This window comes from Gallaecimonas kandeliae (assembly GCF_030450055.1).
Classification (GTDB): Bacteria; Pseudomonadota; Gammaproteobacteria; order Enterobacterales; family Gallaecimonadaceae; genus Gallaecimonas; species Gallaecimonas kandeliae.
The window spans coordinates 2,947,954-2,973,136 of sequence record NZ_CP118480.1 but is presented as its reverse complement, the minus strand read 5'-3'; the positions used below and the strand labels follow the sequence as shown (position 1 = coordinate 2,973,136).

At 62.7% G+C, this 25,183-nt stretch carries 23 protein-coding genes; 15 read left to right on the top strand and 8 right to left on the bottom strand.

What is annotated here, in order from left to right; translation table 11 throughout:
- The 5 genes from nqrE to PVT67_RS14605 all read left to right on the top strand — a co-directional run bounded on the left by nqrE (window position 1) and on the right by PVT67_RS14605 (window position 4,488).
- Window positions 1–597, top strand: coding sequence for an NADH:ubiquinone reductase (Na(+)-transporting) subunit E (gene nqrE, locus PVT67_RS14625; protein WP_301494793.1), 597 nt, complete (start codon window positions 1–3; stop codon window positions 595–597).
- 39 nt (window positions 598–636) lie between these two features.
- On the top strand, window positions 637–1,860 hold the full coding sequence (gene nqrF, locus PVT67_RS14620; RefSeq protein ID WP_301494791.1) for an NADH:ubiquinone reductase (Na(+)-transporting) subunit F: 1,224 nt from the start codon (window positions 637–639) through the stop codon (window positions 1,858–1,860).
- A 6-nt stretch (window positions 1,861–1,866) separates the two neighbouring features.
- Window positions 1,867–2,889, top strand: coding sequence for an FAD:protein FMN transferase (locus PVT67_RS14615; protein ID WP_301494789.1), 1,023 nt, complete (start codon window positions 1,867–1,869; stop codon window positions 2,887–2,889).
- Complete coding sequence (gene nqrM, locus PVT67_RS14610; protein WP_336407853.1) at window positions 2,886–3,125, top strand: (Na+)-NQR maturation NqrM; 240 nt, start codon at window positions 2,886–2,888, stop codon at window positions 3,123–3,125. The genes PVT67_RS14615 and nqrM overlap by 4 nt, the downstream gene beginning before the upstream one ends.
- Before the next feature lie 139 nt (window positions 3,126–3,264).
- Window positions 3,265–4,488 carry an alkaline phosphatase family protein gene (locus PVT67_RS14605; RefSeq protein ID WP_301494784.1) on the top strand — a complete coding sequence of 408 codons (1,224 nt, stop codon included), beginning with the start codon at window positions 3,265–3,267 and terminating at the stop codon, window positions 4,486–4,488.
- A gap of 95 nt (window positions 4,489–4,583) precedes the next feature.
- Here the strand turns inward: PVT67_RS14605 and PVT67_RS14600 are convergent, their stop codons facing one another.
- Complete coding sequence (locus PVT67_RS14600; protein ID WP_301494781.1) at window positions 4,584–7,742, bottom strand: TonB-dependent receptor; 3,159 nt, start codon at window positions 7,740–7,742, stop codon at window positions 4,584–4,586.
- Between the two features lie 428 nt (window positions 7,743–8,170).
- Here PVT67_RS14600 and PVT67_RS14595 point away from each other — a divergent pair, with 428 nt between their 5' ends.
- Both PVT67_RS14595 and ycaO read left to right on the top strand, forming a co-directional pair.
- Window positions 8,171–9,088: an endonuclease/exonuclease/phosphatase family protein gene (locus PVT67_RS14595; RefSeq protein WP_301494778.1), complete on the top strand. Its 918-nt coding sequence runs from the start codon at window positions 8,171–8,173 to the stop codon at window positions 9,086–9,088.
- An 87-nt stretch (window positions 9,089–9,175) separates the two neighbouring features.
- Entirely contained in the window at window positions 9,176–10,900 is a 1,725-nt protein-coding gene (ycaO, locus tag PVT67_RS14590; protein ID WP_301494776.1) for a 30S ribosomal protein S12 methylthiotransferase accessory factor YcaO, read from the top strand.
- A gap of 28 nt (window positions 10,901–10,928) precedes the next feature.
- On the opposite strand, the gene PVT67_RS14585 is transcribed toward ycaO, so the two are convergent.
- Both PVT67_RS14585 and PVT67_RS14580 read right to left on the bottom strand, forming a co-directional pair.
- Entirely contained in the window at window positions 10,929–11,693 is a 765-nt protein-coding gene (locus tag PVT67_RS14585; protein ID WP_301494774.1) for a hypothetical protein, read from the bottom strand.
- Between the two features lie 59 nt (window positions 11,694–11,752).
- On the bottom strand, window positions 11,753–12,202 hold the full coding sequence (locus PVT67_RS14580; RefSeq protein ID WP_301494771.1) for a YaiI/YqxD family protein: 450 nt from the start codon (window positions 12,200–12,202) through the stop codon (window positions 11,753–11,755).
- Window positions 12,203–12,297: 95 nt separating this feature from the next.
- Between PVT67_RS14580 and PVT67_RS14575 the strand changes: the two genes are divergently transcribed.
- The 3 genes from PVT67_RS14575 (at window position 12,298) to PVT67_RS14565 (ending at window position 14,958) form a co-directional block, all read left to right on the top strand.
- Window positions 12,298–12,498, top strand: coding sequence for a ParD-like family protein (locus PVT67_RS14575; RefSeq protein ID WP_301494769.1), 201 nt, complete (start codon window positions 12,298–12,300; stop codon window positions 12,496–12,498).
- Window positions 12,482–13,249: a type I methionyl aminopeptidase gene (gene map / locus PVT67_RS14570; RefSeq protein ID WP_301494767.1), complete on the top strand. Its 768-nt coding sequence runs from the start codon at window positions 12,482–12,484 to the stop codon at window positions 13,247–13,249. The genes PVT67_RS14575 and map overlap by 17 nt, the downstream gene beginning before the upstream one ends.
- An 86-nt stretch (window positions 13,250–13,335) precedes the next feature.
- Complete coding sequence (locus PVT67_RS14565) at window positions 13,336–14,958, top strand: phosphoethanolamine transferase (RefSeq protein ID WP_301494765.1); 1,623 nt, start codon at window positions 13,336–13,338, stop codon at window positions 14,956–14,958.
- A gap of 55 nt (window positions 14,959–15,013) precedes the next feature.
- On the opposite strand, the gene PVT67_RS14560 is transcribed toward PVT67_RS14565, so the two are convergent.
- Window positions 15,014–15,874, bottom strand: coding sequence for a DMT family transporter (locus tag PVT67_RS14560; protein WP_301494763.1), 861 nt, complete (start codon window positions 15,872–15,874; stop codon window positions 15,014–15,016).
- A 97-nt stretch (window positions 15,875–15,971) separates the two neighbouring features.
- On the opposite strand from PVT67_RS14560, the gene PVT67_RS14555 reads away from it, so the two are divergent.
- Window positions 15,972–16,454: a MarR family winged helix-turn-helix transcriptional regulator gene (locus PVT67_RS14555; protein WP_301494761.1), complete on the top strand. Its 483-nt coding sequence runs from the start codon at window positions 15,972–15,974 to the stop codon at window positions 16,452–16,454.
- Here PVT67_RS14555 and PVT67_RS14550 read toward each other — a convergent pair.
- Window positions 16,423–17,184, bottom strand: a complete 762-nt coding sequence (locus tag PVT67_RS14550) for a DUF417 family protein (protein ID WP_301494759.1) — start codon at window positions 17,182–17,184, stop codon at window positions 16,423–16,425. The two genes, PVT67_RS14555 and PVT67_RS14550, sit on opposite strands and share 32 nt — an antisense overlap.
- Window positions 17,185–17,605: 421 nt before the next feature.
- On the opposite strand from PVT67_RS14550, the gene PVT67_RS14545 reads away from it, so the two are divergent.
- The gene (locus tag PVT67_RS14545) at window positions 17,606–18,583 is read left to right on the top strand and encodes a glutathione S-transferase family protein (protein ID WP_301494757.1); all 978 of its coding nucleotides are present in this window, start codon (window positions 17,606–17,608) and stop codon (window positions 18,581–18,583) included.
- Between the two features lie 31 nt (window positions 18,584–18,614).
- Here PVT67_RS14545 and PVT67_RS14540 read toward each other — a convergent pair whose 3' ends face one another.
- Window positions 18,615–19,970: a TrkH family potassium uptake protein gene (locus PVT67_RS14540; protein ID WP_301494755.1), complete on the bottom strand. Its 1,356-nt coding sequence runs from the start codon at window positions 19,968–19,970 to the stop codon at window positions 18,615–18,617.
- A 2-nt stretch (window positions 19,971–19,972) separates the two neighbouring features.
- Window positions 19,973–20,623 (bottom strand): potassium channel family protein, encoded by a 651-nt coding sequence (locus PVT67_RS14535; RefSeq protein WP_301494753.1) that lies wholly within the window; start codon window positions 20,621–20,623, stop codon window positions 19,973–19,975.
- Between the two features lie 80 nt (window positions 20,624–20,703).
- On the opposite strand from PVT67_RS14535, the gene PVT67_RS14530 reads away from it, so the two are divergent.
- From PVT67_RS14530 to PVT67_RS14520, 3 genes are read left to right on the top strand one after another with little or no spacing between them, the layout of a single operon-like run.
- Complete coding sequence (locus PVT67_RS14530) at window positions 20,704–23,199, top strand: intermembrane phospholipid transport protein YdbH family protein (RefSeq protein WP_301494751.1); 2,496 nt, start codon at window positions 20,704–20,706, stop codon at window positions 23,197–23,199.
- A complete protein-coding gene (locus PVT67_RS14525; RefSeq protein ID WP_301494749.1) occupies window positions 23,196–23,387 on the top strand; it encodes a YnbE family lipoprotein in 192 nt (63 codons plus the stop codon). Before PVT67_RS14530 ends, PVT67_RS14525 begins: the two co-directional genes overlap by 4 nt.
- A gap of 8 nt (window positions 23,388–23,395) precedes the next feature.
- Window positions 23,396–23,716 carry a YdbL family probable chaperone protein gene (locus PVT67_RS14520; protein ID WP_301494747.1) on the top strand — a complete coding sequence of 107 codons (321 nt, stop codon included), beginning with the start codon at window positions 23,396–23,398 and terminating at the stop codon, window positions 23,714–23,716.
- Here PVT67_RS14520 and PVT67_RS14515 read toward each other — a convergent pair.
- Window positions 23,706–25,007, bottom strand: coding sequence for a diguanylate cyclase domain-containing protein (locus PVT67_RS14515; protein WP_301494745.1), 1,302 nt, complete (start codon window positions 25,005–25,007; stop codon window positions 23,706–23,708). The two genes, PVT67_RS14520 and PVT67_RS14515, sit on opposite strands and share 11 nt — an antisense overlap.
- Between the last annotated feature and the right edge of the window lie 176 nt (window positions 25,008–25,183).

Here is a 25,183-nt window from a genome sequence, read left to right as displayed (position 1 = left end):
GTGGAACATTACATCAGCCTCTTGGTCCGCTCGATCTTCATCGAGAACATGGCGCTGTCCTTCTTCCTTGGCATGTGTACCTTCCTGGCCGTGTCCAAGAAGATCTCCACCGCCATGGGCCTGGGTATCGCCGTTACCGTGGTACTGACCATCTCTGTACCGGTTAACCAGCTGGTTACCCATTACATCCTGGCTCCTGACGCCCTGGTCAAAGGCATGGATCTCAGCTTCCTGAGCTTCATCACCTGGATCGGCGTCATCGCGGCCATAGTGCAGATCCTGGAGATGATCCTGGATAAGTACTTCCCGGCACTGTACAACGCCCTGGGTATCTTCCTGCCGCTGATCACCGTTAACTGCGCCATCTTCGGTGCCGTTTCCTTCATGGCACTGCGCGAGTACACCTTCGGCGAGTCCGTGGTCTACGGCTTCGGCTCCGGCTTCGGCTGGATGCTGGCCATAGTGCTGCTGGCGGGTATCCGCGAGAAGCTCAAGTATGCCGACATGCCGGAAGGCGTGCGTGGCCTGGGCAGCGTGTTCATCACCGCTGGCCTGATGGCGCTTGGCTTTATGTCTCTCTCTGGGGTTCAGTTGTAAGCGCGGCTCTGCCGTGCCCAAAACGCAAAGGATAAGTCGATGGAAATCATTCTCGGCGTAGGTATGTTCACCCTGATCGTCATGGTGCTGGTAGCCTTGATCCTGGCTGCCCGCGCCAAATTGGTCGCAGAAGGTGACGTCACCATCACCATTAACAACGATCCGGACAAGGCCATCAAGGTGCCTGCCGGTGGCAAACTGCTGGGCGCCCTGGCCTCCAGCGGTATCTTCGTCTCCTCCGCCTGTGGTGGCGGTGGTACCTGTGGCCAGTGCCGCGTGATCGTGGAAGAGGGCGGTGGCGACATCCTGCCCACCGAACAGTCACACATCAACAAGCGTGAAGCCAAAGAAGGCTGCCGCCTGTCCTGCCAGGTTGCCGTTAAGCAGGACATGAAGATCGAAGTGCCCGAGGAAATCTTTGGCGTGAAACAGTGGGAATGCACTGTGATCTCCAATGACAACAAGGCCACCTTCATCAAAGAGCTGAAGCTGGGCATCCCCGAAGGCGAAGACGTTCCCTTCCGTGCCGGTGGTTACATCCAGATCGAGGCGCCGCCGCACCACATCAAGTACAAAGACTTCGATGTGCCGGAGCAGTACCGCCCCGACTGGGAGCGTTTCGGCTTCTTCAACCTGGAGTCCAAGGTGGATGACACCACCATCCGTGCCTACTCCATGGCCAACTACCCGGACGAGAAGGGCATCATCATGCTCAACGTCCGTATCGCCACTCCGCCGCCCAACAACCTGAGCCTGCCTTGCGGCAAGATGTCTTCCTACATCTGGTCCCTCAAGCCCGGCGACAAGGTCACCATCTCCGGTCCCTTCGGTGAATTCTTCGCCAAGGAAACCGAAGCCGAGATGGTCTTCATCGGCGGTGGTGCCGGCATGGCCCCCATGCGTAGCCACATCTTCGATCAGCTGCGCCGCCTGAAGTCCAAGCGCAAGATCACCTTCTGGTACGGCGCCCGCTCCAAGCGCGAAATGTTCTACGTGGAAGATTTCGACATGCTGCAAGCGGAGAACGACAACTTCAACTGGCACGTGGCCCTGTCCGATCCTCAACCCGAGGACAACTGGGATGGCTACACCGGCTTCATCCATAACGTGGTCTTCGAGAACCATCTCAAGAACCACGATGCGCCGGAAGATTGCGAGTACTACATGTGTGGTCCGCCGATCATGAACGCCTCCGTCATCAAGATGCTCAAGGATCTGGGCGTCGAAGACGAGAACATCCTGCTCGACGATTTCGGTGGTTAATACCCCATGCAATTCAAAGCAGTAATTAAATGGCTGGCCTTCGGGCTAGCCTTTTTATTGGTGGCCTGTTCACAGCAGCCGGCCGAAGTGAAACTGGCCGGCCGTACCATGGGCACCGGCTACCACATCTCCTACTACGATGGTGGCGGCTTGCCGGCGCCACAAGACGTCAAGGCGGCTATCGACGCCAGGTTGGTACAGGTGAACAACCAGATGTCCCACTACCAGCCGGACTCAGAGCTGTCCCGTTTCAACAAATCCAGCAGCACCCAGCCCTTCCCGGTCAGCCCCGCTACCGCCAAGGTGATCGGCGAGGCGCTGCGCATCGGTAAGCTCAGCGAAGGGGCCTACGACGTCACCATAGGCCCCGTGGTCAACCTCTGGAGCTTCGGCCCGGAGAAGCGCCCGGAGCGGGTGCCGACCGACGCCGAGCTGGCCCAGCGCATGAGCGAGGTGGGCCAGGACAAGCTGCATGTGGTGGGCAATACCCTCGTGAAAGACCGTGGCGACATCAACGTCAACCTCTCCTCCATCGCCAAGGGCTATGGAGTGGACGTGGTGGGCGAATACCTGGAGTCCCTGGGTATCGCCAACTATGTGGTGGAGATCGGTGGTGAAGTCCGGGTCCACGGCAGTAAGCCCAAGGGCGAGGCTTGGCGTATCGCCATAGAGAAGCCCGACGTGAACGGCGAAGCGGTACAGGAAGTCATTACCCCGGGTAACATGGCGGTGGCCACCAGTGGCGACTACCGCAACTATTTCGAGGAAAACGGCGTCCGCTATTCACACCTCATCGATGCCCGCACCGGCAAGCCTATCCAGAACCGCCTGGTTTCCGTTACCGTCGTAGCGCCCACCTGCATGGTGGCCGACGGCTTCTCCACCGCCGTCAGCGTATTGGGGCCGGAAAAGGGCCTGGAACTTGCCAAGGATCAGGGTCTGGCCGTGTTCCTGGTGGTCAAGACTGACTCAGGCTTCGAAGAGCGTTACACTGACAACTTCAAGCCCTACCTGGTATCGAGGCACTGATGATGGTTTTTGTGTACACATTCGGCCTTTTCCTGCTGGTGATCCTGGCCATGGCGGTGGGATACATCTTCCAGAAGAAGAGCATCTCCGGTTCCTGCGGCGGCATTGCCGGGTTGGGCCTGAAGAAGGCCTGTGACTGCCCTGATCCCTGTGACAACAGGAAGAAACGCATGGCCAAAGAAGAGGCCAAACGCAAGGCCAAGGAAGCCCTCTGGAACGAGAACCGCATCCTCTGATGCCATCCAATGGAAAAAGCCCGCTAAGCGGGCTTTTTTTTGTGCCTGTACCCCAGCGCTAAGGTCGTCCGTCGCTTTGTCCTGTATTTGCCATTGAAGCCTGATAAAAAAGGGTTTTTGGCAAAACACAGGACTTTAGATGAAAAAGCTATGGCTATCCCTGACGGCTGCCGCTGTTTTGGCGGGCTGCCAATCTACTCCCAGCCATCACCCCACCCACGACAGTGGCCAGACGGTTGTGATGATCTCCCTGGACGGTTTTCGCTGGGATTACATAGAGAAGCACGGCGCCCCCAACCTTGCCGATATGGCTCGCCACGGCGCCAGGGCTGAGCAGATGCGCCCCGCCTATCCCACCAAGACCTTCCCCAACCACTTGAGCATCGTTACCGGCCTCTACCCAGTGCACCACGGCATAGTGGACAACGACTTCTGCGATAAGGACAGGGGCGAGTGCTACGAGATGGGGGACGGCGGCAAGGACAGCACCTGGCTGAGTGGCATTCCCCTTTGGAACCTGGCGGAGCTCAACGGTCTCAAGGCCGCCACCTACTTCTGGCCCGAGTCCGACGCCCAGTACGGCGGCATGACGCCCAGCTATTACTATCACTATTCCAAACATGCCGATTACCACCAGCGGGTGGACCAGATCATCGACTGGCTGAAGCTGCCCAAGGATAAGCGACCCCGCTTCATCGCCGGCTACTTCTCTGCAGTTGACAGCGCCGGCCATCGCTATGGCCCAAATGCGCCCCAAACCCGGGAGGCGGTGCACCGGGTGGACGCCATCATCGGGGAATTGCGGGAGCGCCTCAAGACAGAGGTCAGAGGGCCCGTGGATCTCATAGTGCTGGCCGACCATGGCATGACGCCTATAGACCCTGCCCAGGGTATCGACATCGCCAAGCTGCCCCTGGGCCCGGGTTTCAAGGCGGTCAATGTGTCCACCCGCCTGTTGGTCTACGCCAAGCCAGGTACCGACGCCCTGGCCATTGCCAAGCAGAAGGAAAAACTCAAGGCTGTAGCAGCAGGGCGTTTCGTTATCCGTAGCCTGCAGGAGCTGGCCGAGCGGCATTATGTGGGCAGCCCCCGCATCGCCGACATCATCCTGGAAACCCAGGCGCCGCGTTTCTTTACCGACAAGCCCCTGGACAAGCGCAGCGACCATGGCAACCACGGCTACAGCTACACCAAGGACATGGGCGCGCTCTTCGTGGCAGAAGGCCCCGCCTTCAAGGAAGGGGTGACAATAAAGCCCTTCGATAACGTGGATGTCTACCCCATGGTAGCCAGGATCCTCGGCATTCCCTTGCTGAGCGAGATTGACGGTGATATCGCACCGCTATTGCCTGCCTTGAAGTAGGGAATGCCGGTACAAGAAAAGGCGCCTCAGGCGCCTTTTCTTTTGCATGAAAAAGCCGGCCATAAGGCCGGCTTTGATATCGCTAAGCGACAGGTTTAGAAGCTGTAGCGTACGCCCAGCTTCAGATACCAGGTAGAACGGTTGGTCTCGAAGGTTTGCTTGGTGTCGAAGCCATTGTACAGCGGTGAATACACCAACTGGCCGTTGCTATCCCACTTGGCGCTAACCAGGCTCTTGGTACCGTACTGGCTGTCGGTAACGCGGCCCCAATCCTTGTTCAGCATGTTCAGGAAGTTCTGTACGGTGAAGTAGACAGTGCCTTTTTGGCCTTCTACGAAACCGGGCAGCTCCTGCTGGACTGAGATGTCCATGGTGTTGATCCAAGGCGTGCGGGAAGCGTTCTTCGGTGCGTAACCACCGGCATATTTGCTCAGACCAGCCGCTTCTACGTCTTTCATGAAGCTCTCGTAGGTCATGCCACCGGCGTAAGAGACGTTCGGGTCGTCAGCACCTGTCGGGATGTAGGGCACGTAGTTGGTGTACTTGGCGATGTAGGAGTTATCCCCCAGCGCACCACTGTTCTTATAGGAGTCCAGGACCCAGCTGAAGGGGAGACCGGAGCGGCGTGAGAAGAACATGTTGAACTTGGTGGCGTAGCCTTTGAAGAATTCGTGGCTATAGCCCAGGTTCAGCTTGAAGCTGTGCTCAACCTCGTAGTTGCCGGTGCCCATCAAGGTCTCGTTACGGTTAACCATAACGTTGTACTTGTAGTTGGACGAGGCAATGGAACTGGTGCCGGCGTTGCCTTCTTTCACATCCTGGTGGGCGTAAGAGGCGGTCATGTACAGGCCGTTGTCCCAAGTCTTGCTCAGGCTGGTGGTGATGATGTTGGAATGACCGTCAGCATCGGCGTTGGTCAGCAACATGTCGGTGTGACCATTAACAGAGGGGTCACGGAAGTTATAGATGATACGGCCATCGCTGGTGCGCTTACCGCTGTCAACACGGTTCAGGTCAACCCAGTTCAGATCATCCTTGTTGGTGATACGCAGGTATTCGGCGCTCCAAGTGAAGTCCTTGCCCAGTGTCGGGATGTCGAACTTGTAGTCGAAACCTACGTTGGCGCGCCAACTGGACGGGATCTTGAAGCTCGGGTCCACAGCGGCAACGCTGCCGTCACCGGCAACCATGGTGTCCTGGACGTTTTGCGGTACCTGAGTGATGTCAACGTTGCTCAGGTAGTCACCTACAACGGCGCCCTTGTTATAGTCAACGTAGGTAAGACCATCGTTGCTGTAGGAGTTGGAGATCCAGACGTTCGGCGCACCACCGGAGAAGCGGCCGATACCGCCACGGACGGTCAGGTCGTCGGTGGCGTACCACTTGACGCCAATACGCGGCATAAAGATGCCTTTGCCGTCCAAGTTTTCCTGGTTGGAGAAACCGTAGCGGTCAGCGAAGTTCTGGTTGAAGCTCGGCTTGTCACTGTTGAAGATGCGCTTGTAACGCAGGCCCATGTTCAGCTCAACATCGTCACGGACCGTCCAGTCGTCCTGCACGTAGAAGGCATTGGTGCCCATGACAAAGTTGGCTGCAGCGTCCTGTGCGTTGTTGGTGAAGGCGTTGGAGTAAGACAAGCTGCTGGCGTCACCCGCCTGGTAAGCGGCGATGTCCTTGAAGGTCCATTGACCCAGGGATGTCGGGGCGAACAGGTTGTAGATATCCAGGCGCTCGTATTGCCAACCAAAGCCCAGTTTGTGGTCGCCGATCAGGTAGGTACCGTCCAGATCCACTTTCCAGGTCTTGGTTTCCAGTTCGTTGGCGTGGCGGTAGACGTCCGGGCCAAACTGGATTTGTGCCTTGTCACCATCAACGGCACTCATATTTTCGATAACAACGGTGCCTATGGCTTTGGTCCCCGGTATGGCACCCGTTTTCACGTCTTTGTAAGACACGGCCAGCTCGGTGGAGAAGTCGCTAGTCCAGTCGGAATAAAAATGCAGAGCGTAAGCGTCCAGATCCTGCTGGTTGTTGTACCAGTTGCTGGACGGCCTCAGAGGCTTTGTGCTGTTGGTCTGGTTACGTACTTGGTTACCACGTACCCGCTGGTAAGAGAAGGAGGCACGCTGGTCATCAGTGATGTTCCAGTCCAGCTTGGTCAGCATGGTCTTGTTGGTTTCTTCCGGGCTGCTGTTCCAGTCGCCGATATCCACACCGTATTTTTGCTGGGTGATATCGCGGACCTGGTTGTAAGCATCTTCAGTCCAGTAAGTTTCGTTGGCGGCGCCAGAGTTTTTGGGGCCCCAGAGAACGGAGGTTGGTTTTTTGTAGTTCTCGTAGTTGACGAAGAAGAACAGCTTGTCCTTGATGATCGGGCCACCAACGTTGAAGCCGTAGGTGTCGCTCTTGATGCCGGTGACATCAGTTTCTTCGCCGGTGTAGGGGTTTTTGGCCTTGCCAGTCCAGGAGTCAGAGGTCTTCTCATAGAACAGACCGCCGTGGAATTCGTTGGTGCCGGACTTGGTTACAGCGTTGACGCGGGCGCCGGAGAAACCACCGTATTTGGCATCAAAGGGATTAACGTCGATGGAGACCTGCTCGATGGCATCCATGGAAATCGGTGAACGCTGGGTGGGGTAACCGTTGCTGTTCAGGCCGAAATCATCGTTGAGGCCAACGCCGTCGATGCTGATGCTGTTGTAACGCGGGTTCTGGCCAGCGACAGTCAGCGGGTCATCAGTACCGCCCAGCGTAGTGGCCAGCGGGTTGGCACGGACTACGTCTTTAATGTCACGATTGAAAGACGGCGCGTTTTTGATGTCATTTTCGCTGAATACGCTGGAGCCGCCGGCATTTTGTGAGTAAGCGACTGCAGAGCCGTAAACGGTCAGGGTCTCATCTGCCTGGGCGCTTTTCAGCTGCTCGTTCAGGCGTAGAGTCTCTCCCAACTGCAGGTAAACATCGTCCTTGGAGATATCCTGGTACTTGTCGGAGTCGATAACCACCAGGTAGGGACCGCCAACGCGCAGACCAGAGGCGCTGAAGGCGCCTTGGGCGTTGGTCATCACCTCGGTCACAGTGCCGGTGGGCTGGTGCATCAGGGTGATCTTGGTGTTGGCGGCGGGTTGGCCATCCGGGCCTGTGATAACACCGCGTACGGCAGAGGTGGTATCGGCGGCGTAAGCCACGGAAGATGCGCCCAGGGCAAGGCTCAAGGCCAATGCCAGGCGACTTTTTACGAGTCCCTTGATCATGTCAATTTCCTGTGAAGACGAAGGTTAGAACACGTTTGCTTTGTTGTTTTTGTGCTGCATGTGAAGCTACAGCAGGGCATTGTTTTACACTGCGTTTTTGACAGTTTTATGTCCCGATGCGCCAAACGCGGCCAACTGTAACAAAACGGCAACTGGTCTGTCATCATTCGGGAGCTGTCAAGGAAAAGGTTTTCCGTTCTGATGAAAACCTTTTCTGATGCTACTTTTGCGTCGAACTTCTTTGAACTTGTCTTTTAAATTCGTCTTCGTGACAGGAAGTGGATGGTCTTATGTTAAGGGTTGCAACTTTTAATGCCGCTTTAGAATCGGGCAGTTTTTGCGGAAAAAGTGATCAAGCTCTTGATCCGCAGGCATTGGCCAAAGCTTTGACTGTCCCTTCTCAGCCTCGGCTTTGCCAGGCCGCAGAGGTGATACAGAGGGTCAGGCCTGATCTGTTGCTGCTCAACGAGTTCGACCAATGCTGGCCTGGCATCGAAGGCCTGACAGCCTTCAACCGGGATTTCCTTGGCCACAGCCAAGGCGGCGCCGAGCCTATCCACTATGAGTATCTCCATGTGGCGCCCAGCAATACCGGTGTGCCGGTGGAGGGGGAGTCCGACCTTTGCCAGGGCTTTGGCCAGTTTCCCGGCCATTACGGCATGGCGCTCTTGTCCCGTTACCCCCTGGACTTGCCGGCTTGCCGCAGCTTCCGGTTGTTTCCCTGGTCCGCCATGCCGGGAGCGAGCAGGCCCATGCTGGAGGGCCGGCCTTACCATGAGGACATCCTCTGGCAAAAGCTCAGGCTGTCTTCCAAGTCCCATTGGGATCTGGCTATCGACATCCAGGGCAAGCGGCTGCGCCTGCTGGCCAGCCACCCCACGCCGCCGGTCTTCGACGGCCCGGAGCGGCGCAACGCGGCCCGCAATTTTGACGAGATCCGTTTCTGGGCCGACTATCTCAGCCCGGAGCGCAGTCAGTACATCAGGGATGACCAGGGGCGGGGCGGCGGCCTGGAGCCGGGCCTGCCTTTCCTGGTGCTCGGCGATCTCAATGCCGACCCGGCCAAGGGTGAGAGCCTGCCCGGTGCCGCCGCCCAGCTGCTTAACCATCCCCTTATCGACAGCCGTTTTGTGCCCAGTAGCCCAGGCGGCCTGGCCCTGGGGGACGCCGGGCGCACGGCCGACTGGGGCCTGAGGGTGGACTATGTGCTGCCCTCAAGGCAGGGGCTGGAGGTCAAAGGCGGCGGCGTCTTCTGGCCTGCGCCGGAGGATCCCCAGGCCAGGCTGGTCAGGGGGCCAGAGGCGTCGGATCATCGCCTGGTCTGGCTGGACATCGAGTTGCTGTGACTTCTTGCACCCTTTGCCGTCGTGGCTGGGTGATTGGCCACGATTTCTGCTAGAATCCGCCCCTTTGTAAACCCTTAGAGAATTCCCATGGAAAAGACCTTTATCCCAGGCAAAGATGCGGCCCTGGAAGATTCCATCGCCCGTATCGGCGGCGCCATCCAGGATCTGGGCTTCGACATCGAAGAGGCCCGCTGGCTGAACCCGGCTCCCTTCATCTGGTCCGTGCATATCCGTGACAAGGACTGCCCCCAGGTCTTTTCCAACGGCAAGGGCGCCAGCCGCGAGGCCTGCCTGGCCTCGGCCTACGGCGAACTCATCGAGCGGTTGTCCACCCGCTACCTCTGGGCCGATTTTCGCCTGACCCCGGCCCTTGAGCAGTTCGGCCATGTGCACCAGGCCGACGAGCGCTGGTTCGACGCAGACGGCGACTGGCCTGAAGAGCTGCTGGACGAACACTGCCGTGCCATCTATGACTCTGAAGGTGACTTGGAGCTGGCCGATCTCATCGACCACAACGGCGGCGACTCCGGCCAGGGCGTCTGCGCCCTGCCTTATGTGCGCCAGAGCGACGGCAAGACCGTCTATGTCCCGGTCAACCTCATCGGCAACATCTTCGTGTCCAACGGCATGAGCGCCGGCAACACCCGCGAAGAAGCCCAGGTTCAAGGCCTGTCCGAGATCTTCGAACGTGCCATCAAGAACCGCATCATCGTCGAAGACATCGCCCTGCCGGAAGTGCCCCAAGCCGTCCTCGACCGCTACCCCCATATCGACGCCGGCATCAAGGCCCTGCAGGCCGAAGGCTTTGGCATCCGCGCCCTGGACGCCTCCCTGGGCGGCCGCTACCCGGTGATGTGCGTGGTACTGCAGCATCCCAAGGACGGCGGTGTCTACGCCTCCTTCGGTGCCCACCCCAAATTCGGCGTGGCCTTGGAAAGGGCGCTGACCGAGCTGCTGCAGGGCCGCGCCCTGGATGAGCTCGAAGGCTTCCCGGCCCCCACCACCGACATGGAGCAGGTCACGGATCCCCATAACCTGGAGCTGCACTTCATCGACTCCTCCGGCTATGTGGGCTGGGGCTTCCTCTGCGATAAGCCCGATTTCGACTTCGCCGACTGGGACGACCAGCACGACAACGTCTTCGAGCGCCAGGCCCTGATCGACCTCCTCCATGACGAAGGCCATCAGGTCTACGTCGCCGAGCACACCGCCCTTGGCGCCTATGCCTGCCGTATCCTGGTGCCGGGTTTCTCCGACATCTACCCGGCGGATGAACTGGTCTGGCACAACAACAACCAGGCCCTGGATTTCCGCCCCGTGCTGTTCGACCTCAAGAACGCCACCGAAGACGACTGGCAGGAGCTGCTGGAAGCCCTGGACCACTACTCCGTCAACGACCAGCTGCGGGTGCTGGAATGGGCCGGCATCGTCGGCGACAAGGGCACCCCCTGGGCGCGCCTGCGCATCGGTGAGCTACGCCTCTGGCTGCTGCTGGCCCTGGACCGCCGGGAAGAAGCCTTCGAACAGCTGGGCTCGGTACTGGCCTCAGGCCACCTCACCGACGACGAGCGAACCCTGTACCGTGCCCTGTTCGCGGTGCTGGAGCTGAGCCTGGAAGGCAAGGAGCTGAGCCAGTTCGAACGCGGCCTGATCAGCTACTTCGGGGCAGACAAGCTGGCCCTGGCCAAGGCCCTGGCCAGCGGTGAAGACCGCTTCCCGAACCTCCATGCTCTGGATCCAGAACACCCCACAGAGGGCCACCGCCGCCTGCTGGAGGCCTACGCCAAGGTGCTCAAGGGCCAGTTGCGCTAAACAAGAAAGCCGCCTCAGGGCGGCTTTTTTAATGGCAGGGGCTGACGCCGAAACTGGCCGTCGGCACCGCCTCGTTTGCCCTGCGCAGCCGGCAGTAGGCCAGGGCGCCACCCTGTGGCCGCCAATCCAAGCGGTAGTAGCAGAGCTGCTTGCGCCCGGCCGGGTCGCGCTCCAGGCGCCGCAGCTTTTGCCTGTGGCTGCTGTCCAGCAATTGCCGGTAGCACAGGGTCTGGCCGGGCTGGACAACGGCCAGCCAATCGGATGAATGGAAAGGGTGGGGGCCCAGTGCCGCCCTGGCTGCCACCGGGGCCAGCATGGTTAGCAACTGGGCCAGGTCGTCGACCAGCAGCTCCCGCCTGGGCTGGAAGACGGGGCTGAACTGCACCAACGCGTCCAACCGGCGGGCCAAGGCATGGAAGCAATCGAGCTGCCAGGCCGACAAGGAGCTGGGGGCCGGCATGCCGTCATCCAGGCGCAGCAGCGGGCTGGGGCCCAGGAAGAAGTTGCAGCCCAGGTGCTGCAAGGCGAGCTGGGGCCGGGCCTGGGGCTGTTCGCTGAGGGCCAGCAGCTTTTGATAGTGGCGGGACACGGGGTCGATACAGTCCCTCGGCCAATGGGGGGTCCCATCATGGAAGGCCTGCCGGTAGTGCTCCAGCAGCCAGCCGAGGGCGGCCCAGTAATGCTGGGCCAACAGCGGATAAAGGTGGTAGAGGGCGTTGGCCGGCCCGCTGGCGCCCTGTTCCAGAAGGGCATGATGTCCCCGACCGACCGGCAAGGTGCGTGCTGTGGGCATGGGCTTCTCCTGCGCTGCCTTTTTAGCAGCTTTGCAGCCCTTCAGGGCTTCGGCAAGGATCAGCGGCGTTTTTGCTGCAGGTAGCGGTCCAGGGCGTTGCCGAAAGCCTGGCGCTCGGACTGGCTGATGGGCGGCGGCCCGCCGGTCTGGATGCCGCTGGCGCGCAGGGTGTCCATGAAGTCACGCATCTGCAGGCGCTGGCGGATGGTGTCATCCCGGTACAGCTCCCCCCTGGGATTGAGGGCCTGGGCGCCTTTCTCCATCACTTCGGCAGCCAGCGGTATGTCGGCCGTCACCACCAGATCCCCGGCCAGGGCCTGCTGCACTATGTGGTTGTCCGCCACGTCAAAACCCTTGGGCACCACCTGGCTGCGCACCCATTTGCCGGGCGGTACCTGCAGGGACTGGTTGGCCACCAGCACCACCTCCGTCTGGGTGCGCTCGGCGGCGCGGAAGAGGATGTCCTTGATGACGCGGGGGCAGGCGTCGGCGTCGACCCAGATGGTCATAGCGGGCTCCAGGGGAAAAGGGCCATTGTAACGGCACTTGGCATGGCTTCGCTAAAAATATACGATGTATATATGAATCGTATATTGAGGTGCCCATGGGCATAGTGAAGATCAGCGACCAGCTCCATGACGAGATCCGCGTCGCCAGCCAGGGGCTTTGCCGCTCCATCAACGCCCAGGCCGAGTTCTGGATCCGTCTGGGCCGGGCCTGCGAACTGAACCCTACCCTGAGCGGGGCCGAGCTGCTCAAGCTGTTGGTAGAGGAGGCCAAGGCCCGCCATGATCAAAACTCCTGACGAAATCGCCAAGATGCGGGTGGCCGGTAGCTTGGCCGGCCAGGTACTGAGTCACCTGGTTTCCCTGGTGCGGCCGGGCGTCGACACCCTCACTCTGAGCCGCGAGGCGGAGCGCTTCATTATCGAGGAGCTCAAGGCCAGGCCCTCCACCAAGGGCCAATACGGCTTTCCCGAGGCCATCAACACCTCAGTCAACCAGGTGGTCTGCCACGGCATTCCCAAGGCCGAGGAGATCCTCAAAGAGGGCGACATCCTCAACATCGACGTGACGGTGGAAAAAGACGGCTACATCGGCGACACCAGCCGCATGTTCCAGGTGGGTAGCGTCTCTGCCGAGGCCAGCAAGCTGGTGTCGGTCACCCGCGAGTGCCTGTGGCGGGCCATCGAAGCGGTGCGCCCCGGCGCCCGCCTGGGGGATCTGGGCCATGCCATCCAGTCCCATGCCGAGGCCAACGGCTTCTCAGTGGTGCGGGAGTTCTGCGGCCATGGCATAGGGCGGCGCATGCACGAGCTGCCGGACGTGCTGCACTTCGGCGTGCCGGGCCGGGGCCTGCACCTGGAACCCGGCATGACCTTCACCATAGAGCCCATGCTCAACGCCGGTTCAGCTGGGGTCCGTATCCTGAAGGACCAGTGGACAGTAGTCACCCGTGACCGTCGCCTCTCTGCCCAGTGGGAACACACTGTGCTGGTGACCGACAGCGGCGTTGAAGTGCTGACCCTGAGGGAAGAGGAAAGGGCACTCGCTTAAAATTGCGCCAAAGGTTAAAATGCCGCCCTTTTTGGTTTCAGCAAGGCTCCCAACATTGCTTGTGGGCCTTTGTTTTTGGGGTGTCGATGTTCCGTAGTGTGATGTTCTGGGCCGTGCTGGCCGCCGTGCTGACCGTGCTGGTCGGCGATGTGGTGCTGTTCAACAAGATCTGGCATCTGCCCCTGCCGGCCCTCGACCGCGTCAAGGTCATGGCCGTGGTGGCCTGGCTGGTGAGCGGGGTAATCGCCCTGCTGTTCATGCTGCTGTCCTTCCGCTACACCTTCAAGCCGGTGGTGGGCCTGGCGTTCCTGGTGACCGCCATGGCGTCCTACTTCAGTTGGACCTACGGGGTGGCCATCGACCAGACCATGGTGCGCAACGTGGCCGAGACGGACCCGGCCGAAGTGGCCGATCTGGTGAGCGGCCCCATGCTGCTGGTGCTGGCCCTGGTGATTGCTGCCCTGGTGACCTGGTGGCGCCTGCCCCTCAATTATCCCAAGGGCCTGCGCGGCCTGGGTGTGCGCGGCGGCTGGATCAGCCTCTGCCTGGTGGCCACCCTGGCCCTGCCCTGGATGCAATACGATCTGCTGGCCGGCACAGTGCGCAACTACCGTGAGCTGCGCCATTACGTCAGCCCCATCAACTGGATGGACAGTTCGGTCAAATACGTGGCCAGCCTCACCAAGGCGCCCCTGGTGCACAAGCAACTGGGCTTGGACGCCAAACTGGTGCCCCCGGCCAGGCCGCGCCTGGTGATCATGGTGGTGGGTGAAACGGCCAGGGCCCAGAACTTCGGCTTGGACGGCTATGCCCGCGACACCACCCCCGAGCTCAGCAAGGAAGGGGTAGTCAACTTCAGCCAGCTCAGCTCCTGCGGGACCTCCACCGCCATTTCCGTACCCTGCATGTTCTCCGTTGAGACCCAGGCCGACTTCGACGTGGAGAAAGCCAAGTTCAGCGACAACGTGCTGGACATGCTGGACAGGGCCGGGGTCAAGGTGGTGTGGCGTGACAACAACTCCGGCTGCAAGGACGTCTGTACCCGCGTCAGCTACCAGGCGGTGGCCGACCTGGACGTGCCGGAACAGTGCGACCAGGAATGCTTCGACATGGCGCTGCTCTACCAGCTGAACAAGCTGCTGCCGGCCAAGCCCCAGAACACCCTGGTGGTGCTGCACCAGAAGGGCAGTCATGGTCCGGCCTACTACAAGCGTTACCCCAAGGCCTTCGAACGTTTCACCCCTGTCTGCCGCTCCAACGAGCCCAAGGACTGCAGCCAGCAGGCCCTGACCAACGCCTACGACAACACCATCCTCTACACCGACCACGTGCTGGCCAAGGTCATCGACTTCCTCAAGGCGGTGCCCGGCTATGACACCGGCATGCTCTATGTGTCGGACCACGGCGAGTCACTGGGGGAGTACAACCTCTACCTGCACGGCGCCCCCCGCATGCTGGCCCCGTCCCAGCAGACCCATGTGCCCGGCATCACCTGGCTGTCCAGCGGCCTCGAAGCCCAGCTGGACCTGACCGGCGATTGCCTCAAGGCCCGCGCCGCCCAGCCGGCCTCCCAGGATGACGTCTTCCACTCCCTGTTGGGGATCATGGGCGTCAAGACCCATCTCTACGACGCCAAGATGGACTGGTACGCCCCCTGCGGTGGCCAGTTGGCGGCCGCCGAGCGCCAACAGGACGCCGTGGGCAGCTGAGTTTTCCAGAGGCAAAGAAGGGCAGCCAGGGGCTGCCCTTTTTCTTGCTTCAGGTTCAGGCCGGCTCTTCCCCGGCCGGGGCCGCCGCCTTCTTGCGCGCCGGCAGCTTCATCAGCAGCAGGCTGGAGAGGATCAGCCCTATGCCCAGCCACTGGCTTTGGCCCAGGTGCTCGTTGACCAGCGAGGTGCCGAGCCCCACCGCCACCAGGGGGTTGGTCAGGGCCAACATGCCCATCACCTGGGGCCCCACTGCCTTGATGGAGCGGATCCAGGCCCAGTAGGCCAGCGCCGTGTTGGCCAGCACCAACCAGGCCAGCCCCGGCAGGGCACTGGCCGGTGGCAGCGGCATGGGGCCGGCCAGCAGCCAGGCCATGGGCACCAGCATGGCGCCGCCCAGGGCCAGCTGCCAGGCCGTCAGCCCCAGCAGATCCGACACCGGCCAGCGCTGCATCCAGAGGGTCGCCTGGGCGATCAGCAAGGTGGCGCCCAGGGCGCAGAGCACTCCGATCGGGTCCAGGTGCGCCGAGGGGTTCAGCAGCAAAGCCACACCGGCCAGCCCCACCAGGGCCAGCAGCAACCAGCGCAGCCCCGGCCTTTGGCCATAGCGCAGCCAGGCCACCAGCATCAACGCCAGGGGCAGGGTGGCGCCCAGGGTGCCGGCTACGGCCCCCGGCAAGCGGTAGGCGGCCAGGAACAGCAGGCAGAAGAAGGCGCCGATGTTGCAAAAAGACAGCAACAGCAGCTTGCCCCAAGGCAGGGGGGGCCGGCGGCGGACCAGCATCAACAGCAGCAGGCCTGCCGGCAGGGCTCGCCAGGCGGCGACCCAGAAGGGAGGCAGGCCGGCCAGGCTGAGGCTGACCACCGCATAGGTGCTGCCCCAGAGCAGCGGCGCCAGCAGTGCGATAAGGTAAGACATGTTATCTCCATGGAAAGTATCTTCGTGTCGAGATACATTCTTCTGGGGATATGTCTTTTTATCAAGTATCTTTTTATCAAAATAAATGTTCGGAAAAATGACAATGGATCACGTTGACCAACTGCTGGCCCAGTGGGCGGAGCGCCGGCCTGATCTGGATTGCAGCCCCATGGGGGTTTGGGGGCGGATGTCACGGATGGCGGCCATGGCCAGCAGGGAGATAGAAAGGCCCCTCAAGGAACTGGGGCTCTCCAACACCGACTTCGACGTGCTGGCCACCCTGAAGCGGGGCGGCCAACCCCTGACCCCCACCGAGCTCTACCAGTCGGCCATGCTCTCGTCGGGAGCCATGACCGCCAGGCTCGACAAGCTGGAAGGGCGGGGCCTTATCCACCGCGCGCCGTCGGAGGAAGACAGGCGCAGCCTCAAGGTGGCCCTGACCGAGGAGGGCACGGCCCTCATCGACCAGGCCGTGGCCATCCATGTGGAAAACGAGCGGCGCCTGCTGGCGCCGCTGACTGAGGCCGAACAGCAACAGCTGGCCGCCCTTATGAGGCGTTGGCTCCTGGCCCGCGAGTAAGGGCTATCCAGGCCGCCGCCGCCAGCAGGGCGTCCTTGAGCAGGAAGACGCCGGTGCTGGTCAGCCAGCAGTACATCAGGGCGCCGTCGTAAAAGACCAGGAAATGCAGGGTGATGGCGAAGGTGGCCAGCAGGCCGTAGTAGCCCCAGCGGCGGCTGGCCGGCAGCAGGAAAAGCCCCAGCAAGCCCAGTTCGATACCGCCGATGAGGTTGGACACCCCCTGCTGGCCGAGCCAGCGATAGGGCCAGGCCGTCAGCGGCGAACTCTGCATCAGGCCGGCCACCCCTTGGGCCTCGACACTGGTGAATTTCATGGCCCCTATCCAGCCGAACACCAGGGTGATGCCGGCCATGGCCAGCCAGCCGGCGGCCTTGCGGTGGCCCAGCAGGTAGAGGGGCAGGGCGGCCATGGCCAGGTGCTTAAGCAGGGTCTGGCCCGGGCCCAGGGCCGGGAAACCCAGGCCATCCACCCACACCGGGTAGCAGGCCAGCAGCAGCAAGGGCGCCGCCAGCACCAGCAGCACAGGCCAGAGCGCCTGGCGGTAGCGGGGGCTCAGCAGCCAGAGCGCCAACAGCAGTTGCACCCCGCCCCAGCCCATGGCCAGCCAGGCCGGTATGGGAAAAGGCCCCATGGTCAGCCAGAAACTCAGGTTCATGGCCGTGGACATCAGGGTCGACAACCCCTGCCAGGCCAGGTACAGCACCAGCAGGGCGCGCATCACCAGCGGCATCGCTTTCCTCATTCCTCTGTGGGGGCAATCGCCTAAAAGACCCAGCTCCCGGCCCCATTCTTTCATCTAAGCGAAGCTTTTTGTTCGAATTTTGCGCTGGAATATAGGCTGTGTTCTTGAACAGTGCATGATTGCGTCGCTGTCCCAGAAGGACGTAGCCAAGGCGGCGACTGCAGGGCATAGTGGCCCTATGGGCAAAGTCGTCAACGCAGGGGACGTCCTTCTGGGCTAGACCCTGCGGGCTGGTACCACAGGTCGCCGATGCGGCGTTAGGGCTCGCTTATTTGGGCCCACCAAATCACGCTTACCCTGCCTTGTCTCAGCGATCTGTGGTGCCAGCGTAAGGGATGACCTGTTTAAGAACACAGCCTAAGCTTGGGCTGTGTTGCCATTGAGGGCAGTCAGTGCGAGGAGATTGCAGATGGGACTCTTGGTCAAAGGCCAGTGGCAGGACCGCTGGTACGACACCGACAGCAGCAACGGCGAATTCCAGCGAGAAGCGGCCAAGCTGCGCAACTGGGTGACGCCGGACGGCAGCCCAGGCCCCAGCGGGGAAGGGGGCTTCGCCGCCGAGAGCGGCCGTTACCACCTCTACGTGTCCCTGGCCTGTCCCTGGGCCCACAGGACCCTTATCTTCCGTAAGCTCAAGGGCTTGGAAGAGCACATCTCGGTGTCCGTGGTCAGCCACCTGATGCGCGAGCACGGCTGGACCTTCGACAAGGCCACCGGCTCCAGCGGCGACGCCCTCTACGGCAGCCAGTTCCTGCACCAGCTTTACAGCCGCAACCAGGCCGACTATACGGGGCGGGTGACGGTGCCCCTGCTCTGGGACAAGCAGCAGCAGCGCATCGTCTCCAACGAGTCGGGCGAGATCATCCGCATGTTCAACTCGGCCTTCAACGCCCTGACCGGCAACGAGCGGGACTTCTACCCCGATCCCCTGGCCCTGGAGATCGACGAGATCAACGCCCTCGTCTACGACAAGGTCAACAACGGCGTCTACCGCGCCGGTTTCGCCACCACCCAGGCGGCCTACGAGCAGGCCTTCAATGAGCTGTTCAGTACCCTCGACGCCCTGGAGGACAGGCTGTCCCGGCAGCGCTACCTGGTGGGCAAGCACCTGACCGAGGCCGATTGGCGGCTCTTCACCACCCTGCTGCGCTTCGACCCCGTCTACCACGGCCACTTCAAGTGCAACCAGCGGATGCTCAAGGACTACCCCAACCTCATGGATTATGTGCGGGAGCTCTACCAGTACCCCGGCATCAGGGAGACGGTGGATTTCGAGCACATCAAGTACCACTACTACGGCTCCCACCTCGGCATCAATCCCACGGCCATAGTGCCCTTGGGGCCGGTGCAGGATCTGGACAGCCCCCACGAGCGCGAAGGGGTATGAAAAAGCCCGGCTCAGGCCGGGCTTTTCTTTGTCAGCCGATGGCGATGGGCTCCTCGGCGTAGCGGATCTGTGTCGTCTGTGGCGTGGCCAGCAGGAAGCCCAGGGTCAGGGGCCCGACCCGGCCCAGGAACATCAGCACCATCAGCACCCCCTTGCCCAGCTCGCTGAGCTCAGGGGTGATGCCGCGGCTCAGGCCCACAGTGCCGAAGGCCGACACCGCCTCGAAGCAGAGATCCATGAAGGGCTTGTCGCCGTCGCTGACGCTGAGCACGAACAGTGCCAGGAAGATCAGCATCAGGCTCAGCAAGGTCACGGCCAGGGCTTTGAACACCAGGACCGCCGGCACTGCCCTGTTCAGCACCTTGGTCTGGGGGCGGCGCATCAGGAAGGCGCGGGTGGCGGCGATCAGCACCGCAAAGGTGGTGACCTTGATCCCCGACGCCGTGGAGCCGGGGCCGGCACCGATCAGCATCAGCAGCAGGAACAGCATCACCGAGGCCGGGGTCAGGCCGGCCATGTCCACCGTATTGAAGCCGGCGGTGCGGGTGGTGACCGACTGGAACCAGGCCGCCCACAGCTTGCCCCCCAGGCTCAGGTGGCCGAGGGTGGCGGGGTTTTCCCACTCAGCCAGCAGGAACAGGGCCATGCCTCCCAGGCTGAGCACGGCCGTGCCCAGCAACATCACCCTGGTATGCAGGCCCAGGCCCTTGAAGCGGCGCTTCTGGCCCAGCTCGGAGAGCACCGCGAAGCCGATGCCGCCGGTCATGAACAGTATTGTGATGATGAGGTTGACGGCGCCGTTGTCCACGTAGTGGCTGAGGCTGTCGCTGTCCAGGGCGAAGCCGGCGTTGTTGAAGGCCGAGACGGTGTAGAAGAGGGCATGCCAGAGCCCCTTGCCCCAGCCCATCTGCGGCACCCAGCACAGGGCCAGCAGCGCCACCCCCAGCCCTTCGGCCACCACCACGAAACGGGCCAGGTGCCGCACCAGCCGCAGCACGTCGCTGAGCTGGGTCTGGTTGAGGCTTTCGCGCACCAGGAACTGGTGGCTGAAGGAGACCCGGCCCGCCAAAAGCAGCAGCACCAGCACCCCGAAGGTCATGAAGCCCAGGCCCCCGAACTGGATCAGCACCAGCAGCACGGCCTGGCCTGCCAAGGTGAAATGGGTGCCGGTGTCTACCACTCCCAGGCCCGTTACCGTCACCGCCGAGGTGGCCGTGAAGAGGGCATCCAGGAAGGAGAGGGGGGCAGTGCCGGCAAAGGGTAACCACAGCAGCAGGGCGCCGATGAGGATCAGCGCCAGGAAGCCTGCCGCCAATACCGCCGGCGGGCTGGCGGCCAGGGTCCGCTGCCCCCGCCAGTGGCGGGGGCGGGTCTTGTTGCGCCACATCCTCATAGCAGGCTCGACAGCTCCTGCAGGGCACCCAGTTTGCCTAGCAGCACCAGGGCGTCGCCCTTGGCCAGGCTCAGCTCTGGCGGCGGCGACTGCAGCAGTTCGGTGCCGCGCTTATGGGCCACCAGGCTGATGTTGCGTTTGGCCAGGTTCAGGCTGGCCACGTCCTTGCCGTCCAACAGCTCGGTGGCGGCGATCTCCACCAGGAACAGCTCGTTGCCGAGGGCGATGTAGTCCTGTACGGCCGGGTAGTTGAGGCTCTGGGCCACCCTCAGGCCCATCTCGTGCTCCGGATGCACTATGCGGTCGGCGCCCAGTTTGGCCAGGATCTTGTGGTGGGCCGGGGTCAGGGCCTTGACCCAGATCTGATTCACTTTCAGGCTCTTGAGGTGAAGGGTACAGAGGATGGAGGACTGGATGTCCTCGCCTATGGCCACCACCACGGCGTCGCAGTGGCCGAGGTTGAGTTCGGCCAGGGCGCTTTCGTCGGTGGCGTCCACCACCAGGGCCTGGGTGAGCTGGGGAGCCAGTTGGTTGACCAGCTTCTGGTCGTTGTCCAGGCCCAGGACTTCGTGGCCCTGGCGCATCAATTCCAGGGCTATGGTGCGGCCGAACTGGCCAAGGCCGATGACGGCAAACTGACGGTGCATGATCTTCCTTGGGATAAGGCGTTGTGCCGCCATTATGCCCAAGTTAGCCTTGAGAAACAGGGAATTGAACCGAGGGGCCTATGTGGAAATGGGGGCTGGGACTGCTGCTGGGGGTGGCGCTGCTGGGCGCCGGCCTGCTCTATGGCGCCTGGCCCGCCGGCCTGCAGCTGGCCGGCCTCGGCTGGGGCCAGGCCCAGCGCCTTGTCTATCGCCAAGGGGATTGCACCCTGGCCGAAGCCAAGGCACTGCGCCTGGAAGGCCTCTTCCCCCTGGCCCTCTCCGCCGCCGAGCTTTCCCTCCATACCTGCCCCGCCACAGGTAACGCCAGCCTGCCCAGGCTACCCGCCGGCCATATCAAATTGCCCTCGGTACGCTACGGCGACTGGCCGGCCTTTTCCCTGGAGCTGCAAAGCACGGGAGAGCGGGTCCAGGCCCGGCTCGGCTACCAGCAGAGCCAGTTGGCGCTGGACTGGCAGCCGGCCAGCGGCGAGCTGAACCTCCATGGCCGGTTGACCGATCTGGCTCCCAGCAAGGGTGAAGTGACGCTCGAGGGCCAGGGCCTGTTCGACGGCCGGCTGCGCCGCCTCGAGGTGCTGGCCAGCAGCCCCTCTCTGCTGCTGGCCGGGCAGCAACTGGCCCTGCACGCCAAGGGAGACTTCGACGGTGAGCGCTGGCAACTGGTGGCGGCCAGCGACGGCCCCTTGCAGCTGGCCAGGGAGCTCAACGCCAACTGGCAGCTGCAGGCCGAGGGCAGCCCCCAGGCCCTGGACTGGGCCCGCCTGGAAGGCCAGCTCAGCACGCCCCTGGGGCCACTGCTCCTGGAGGCCAAGGCCCGGGACCTGACTCAGGCCGAGCTCCAGCTGAGCGGTCAGGATCTCAAGGCCCAGGCCCTGCTGACCCGGGACCAGCTGCGGCTGGAAGCCGCCGAACTGCAGCGCAGCGGCCTTACCCTCAGCCTGAGCCGACCGGCCCTGATACCGCTGGCCGCCGGTGGCCAGGTGCCCCTGGCGCTGGTCGGGCGCTACCAGCAGATGGAGCTGGCGGTGGCGGCGAGGCTTCACTGGCAGGGGGGCAGCCTGGGCCTGGACGGCAAGGGCCAGCTCCAGGGCACTTGGCAGGGCCAGCGGCTGGGCGGTGAGCTGCCCTTCATGCTGGACGACCAGGGGCTGACCCTGGCGCCCTTCCAACTGGCCCTGGCCGGCAGCTATGGCAAGGGCCAGCTCAGCAACAAGGCGTCCCAGCGCTTCGACTTCCAGGCGCCGGCCCTGGCCTTGGAGCTGGACTGGCAGTACCAAAAGGCCAGCTTCCAAGGCCAGCTCAGCCTGGCCCGTGCAGCGGACGGCTGGGTGGGGGGCCTTAACGGCGCCAGCTCGCCGCTGCTGGACAAGGGCGGCCACCTGCGGCTCACCAGCGCCTTTCGCTTGAGCCCAGAGCCCATGCTGCTGGCCGGCAGCGCCCTGGCCCTGGAGCAGGGGCTTTGGCAGGACAGGCTGCTGCTGCCGGTCAAGGCCACCCTCAGCCAGCCCTTGCTGCTCCCCGAGCTGAAAGGCGCCTTGGCCGTCCAGGGCCAGGGCCTCCTCTGGGCCGACGGCAAGGTGCCGCCCTGGCAGGGCGAGCTGCATTTGGACGGTAGCCAAGGCCAGTGGCGGCTGGCGGTGCCGGCCTGGCAGGGCGCCCTGGCCGGTAAGCTCGCCGAAACCAAGGGCCACTGGCACGGGGATCTCAAGGGGGAGCTGGCCCTTGGCCCAGGCCTCAGCCAGGCCCTGCCCCTGGATCTCGCCGGTGGCAGACTGGCCCTTGCCGGCAACTGGTCCTGGCCCGAACCTCGCCTCGACGCCAAGCTGCATCTTGAGGGCGCCAAGGGTTACTGGCAGGCCAGCCGCTTTGCCGGCCTGGACGGCGACCTGGCCCTCGGCTGGAACGGGGGCCTCAAGGTCAAAGGGCCATTGAAGCTGGCCGAGCTTGATATTGGCACCCCGGTCAGGGATCTCGAGGCCAGGATTGACTACCAAGACGATCGCCTGGCGCTGACTGGCCTGGCGGCCAAGGCCCTGGGCGGGACCCTGAGTGCGCCGCTGCTCAGCTGGCCCTCGGCTGAGCCCCAGCCGGTCGAGGTGAAGGGGCTGGCGCTGGCGGATCTCGCCGCCCTGCAGGCCAAGCCGGTGGTGGCCCTTGGCGGCCAGCTGGACGGCACCGTGCCGCTGCAGCTGGAAAAGGACGGCATCAGCGTCGTCGGTGCCAGGCTGCACAGCAGCGGGCCTGCCAGCATCCAGGTGCTGGCGGTGGACTCGGTCAACAACCTCAAGGCCAGCAACGGCGGCGTCAAGGTTGCCCTGGACGCCCTGGGCAACCTGGCGGTGGACAAGCTGACGGCGGACTTTGACATGGCCAAGGACGGGGAAGCCCGGTTGGCGGTGACCCTGGAAGGCCGCAACCCCGGCAAGGATGACTTGCCGGTCAAGCTCCATTACTCTCATCAAGAGAACCTCAGGCAGTTGCTGCGCAGCCTGCGTATCGGCGACGAGGTGGCACAAAAGGTACAGTCCGAGATGAAGAAACAAGGAGGGAAACCATGACAGCCAAACTGGCGCCGCTGGCGGCCCTGACCCTGTGGTTTTTGGCGGGCTGTTCGCCAAGGGTGGCCCTGGAGGCTCCCAAGGAGCCCATCACCATCAACCTGAACGTCAAGATAGAGCACGAGATCCGCATCAAGGTGGACAAGGATCTGGACCAGCTCTTCAAAGACGAAAGCGATCTTTTCTGAGGTGAAGCATGAAGAAATGGATATGGACGGCCGTCGCTGCCCTGTTGCTGCCCCTGGCCGCTTTTGCCATGAACCTGGGCGAGGCCAAGGCCCAGGGCCTGCTCGGCGAACAGCCTGACGGCTACCTCGGCGTGGTCAAGGCCACCCCCGAAGCCGTGGCCCTGGCCCAGGACATCAACGCCAAGCGCCGCGCCGCCTACCTGGAGATCGCCAAGAAGAACGGCATCAGCCTGGAGCAGGTGGCCATGCTGGCGGGGCAGAAGGCCATAGCCCGCACCCCGGCCGGCCAGTACATCAAGACCCCTGAAGGCCAGTGGCTCAAGAAGTAGTGCCGTTCTTCTGCTGATACATGGCCAGGTCGGCCTGGCGGATGAGGTCGTCGGCCTTGTCGCCGCTCTGGGCCGGCCTGGCCTGGCCCATGGCCACCTTGAGGTTGAGGGTGTTGCCCAGCACCGTCATGGGGGCCTGGACCGCATTCAAAAAGCGCTGGGCGGCCAGGCGGATGTCCTTGACCGAGGCGAGATCCGGAAGCAGCAGCACGAACTCGTCGCCGCCGATGCGGGCCACCAGATCCCCCTTGCGGGCCGACTGGTGCAGCCGCCTGGCCAGCTCCACCAGCACCCCGTCCCCCACTTCGTGGCCGTAGTCGTCGTTGATGCGTTTGAAGCCGTTGAGATCCAGGTAGAAGAGGGCAAAGGGGCGGCGGCGCTGCTGCCATTGGTCCAGGGCCTGCTCCAGGCTGCGCATGAAGAATCGGCGGTTGGGCAGTTGAGTCAGCACGTCATGGTTGGCCCAAAACTGGGCCCGCAGGTGCTCCCTGAGCATCAGGTAGACCAGGATGGAGACCAGCAGGGCCGACAGCAGGGCCAGCAGGTGCCAAGGCAGCATGGATGCAGGCCTTTCCTTGGTGTCGGCCTGCAGCTGCCAGCTGTCGGACAGCACCTTGAGCGGCAGGCTGAAACGGGGATGGCTCATGGTGGCGGCGCCGTAGATATAGCTCTCCGCCTTGGCAGGGTTGGACAGCCGCAGCTCGAAGCGGTCCACCAGGCTGAAGAAGCCGGCGTCCCGCAAGACGGCGTCGAGATCCACCACCATGCCGACCACGCCCCAGAGCTTGCCGTCCGCCAGGAAGACGGGGCTGCGGGCCACCACCCCTATGCCGCCCTGGATCAGCTTGACGGGGCCGTCCAGCACTGTGCTGCGGCTGCGGATGCAGGCCTCAACGGCCGGCCATTGGTCCGGGAGGCTGCGATAGTCGACACCGATGATGCTCTCGTTGCCTTTGAGGGGGTAGACCTGGCGCATCACCAGATCCGGGGCCGTGACCAGGTCCCGCAGGTGGCGGCTGGAATGGAAGAGGTCGGCCAGCATGGCGTCCACCTCGGCCTTGGAGGCCTTGGGCTGGGTGCGCAGGAAAGACACCAGACCCCTGCTGGTGTAGAGGCTGGCATTGAGGGAGGACTCGATGCGGGCGCGTAGCTCGGTCAGGCTGGCCATCTGCTTGGCGCTGTCGGCCTTCCTGGCGTTCAGCTCCTGGAGGTGCACTATGTACTCCCCAAGAGCCAAAACGGCGGCAAACACTATGACCGCCAGCAACCACAGCTTCTTGGGGTTTTTCATGCCGGGGCACAGCTTTCAATAACGCTCTGATAACTTCATTTAACTGGCAGAGGCGGCAAAGAGCAAGCCGATGTGTGTGTCTCTATGCCGGGAATGCCTGGCTTTTTTGTGAGCATCCAGGCGGCAGCGCTAAGGGGCCCTGGCCTGGCCCAGGCAGCCCTCACCGGGGGCGCGCC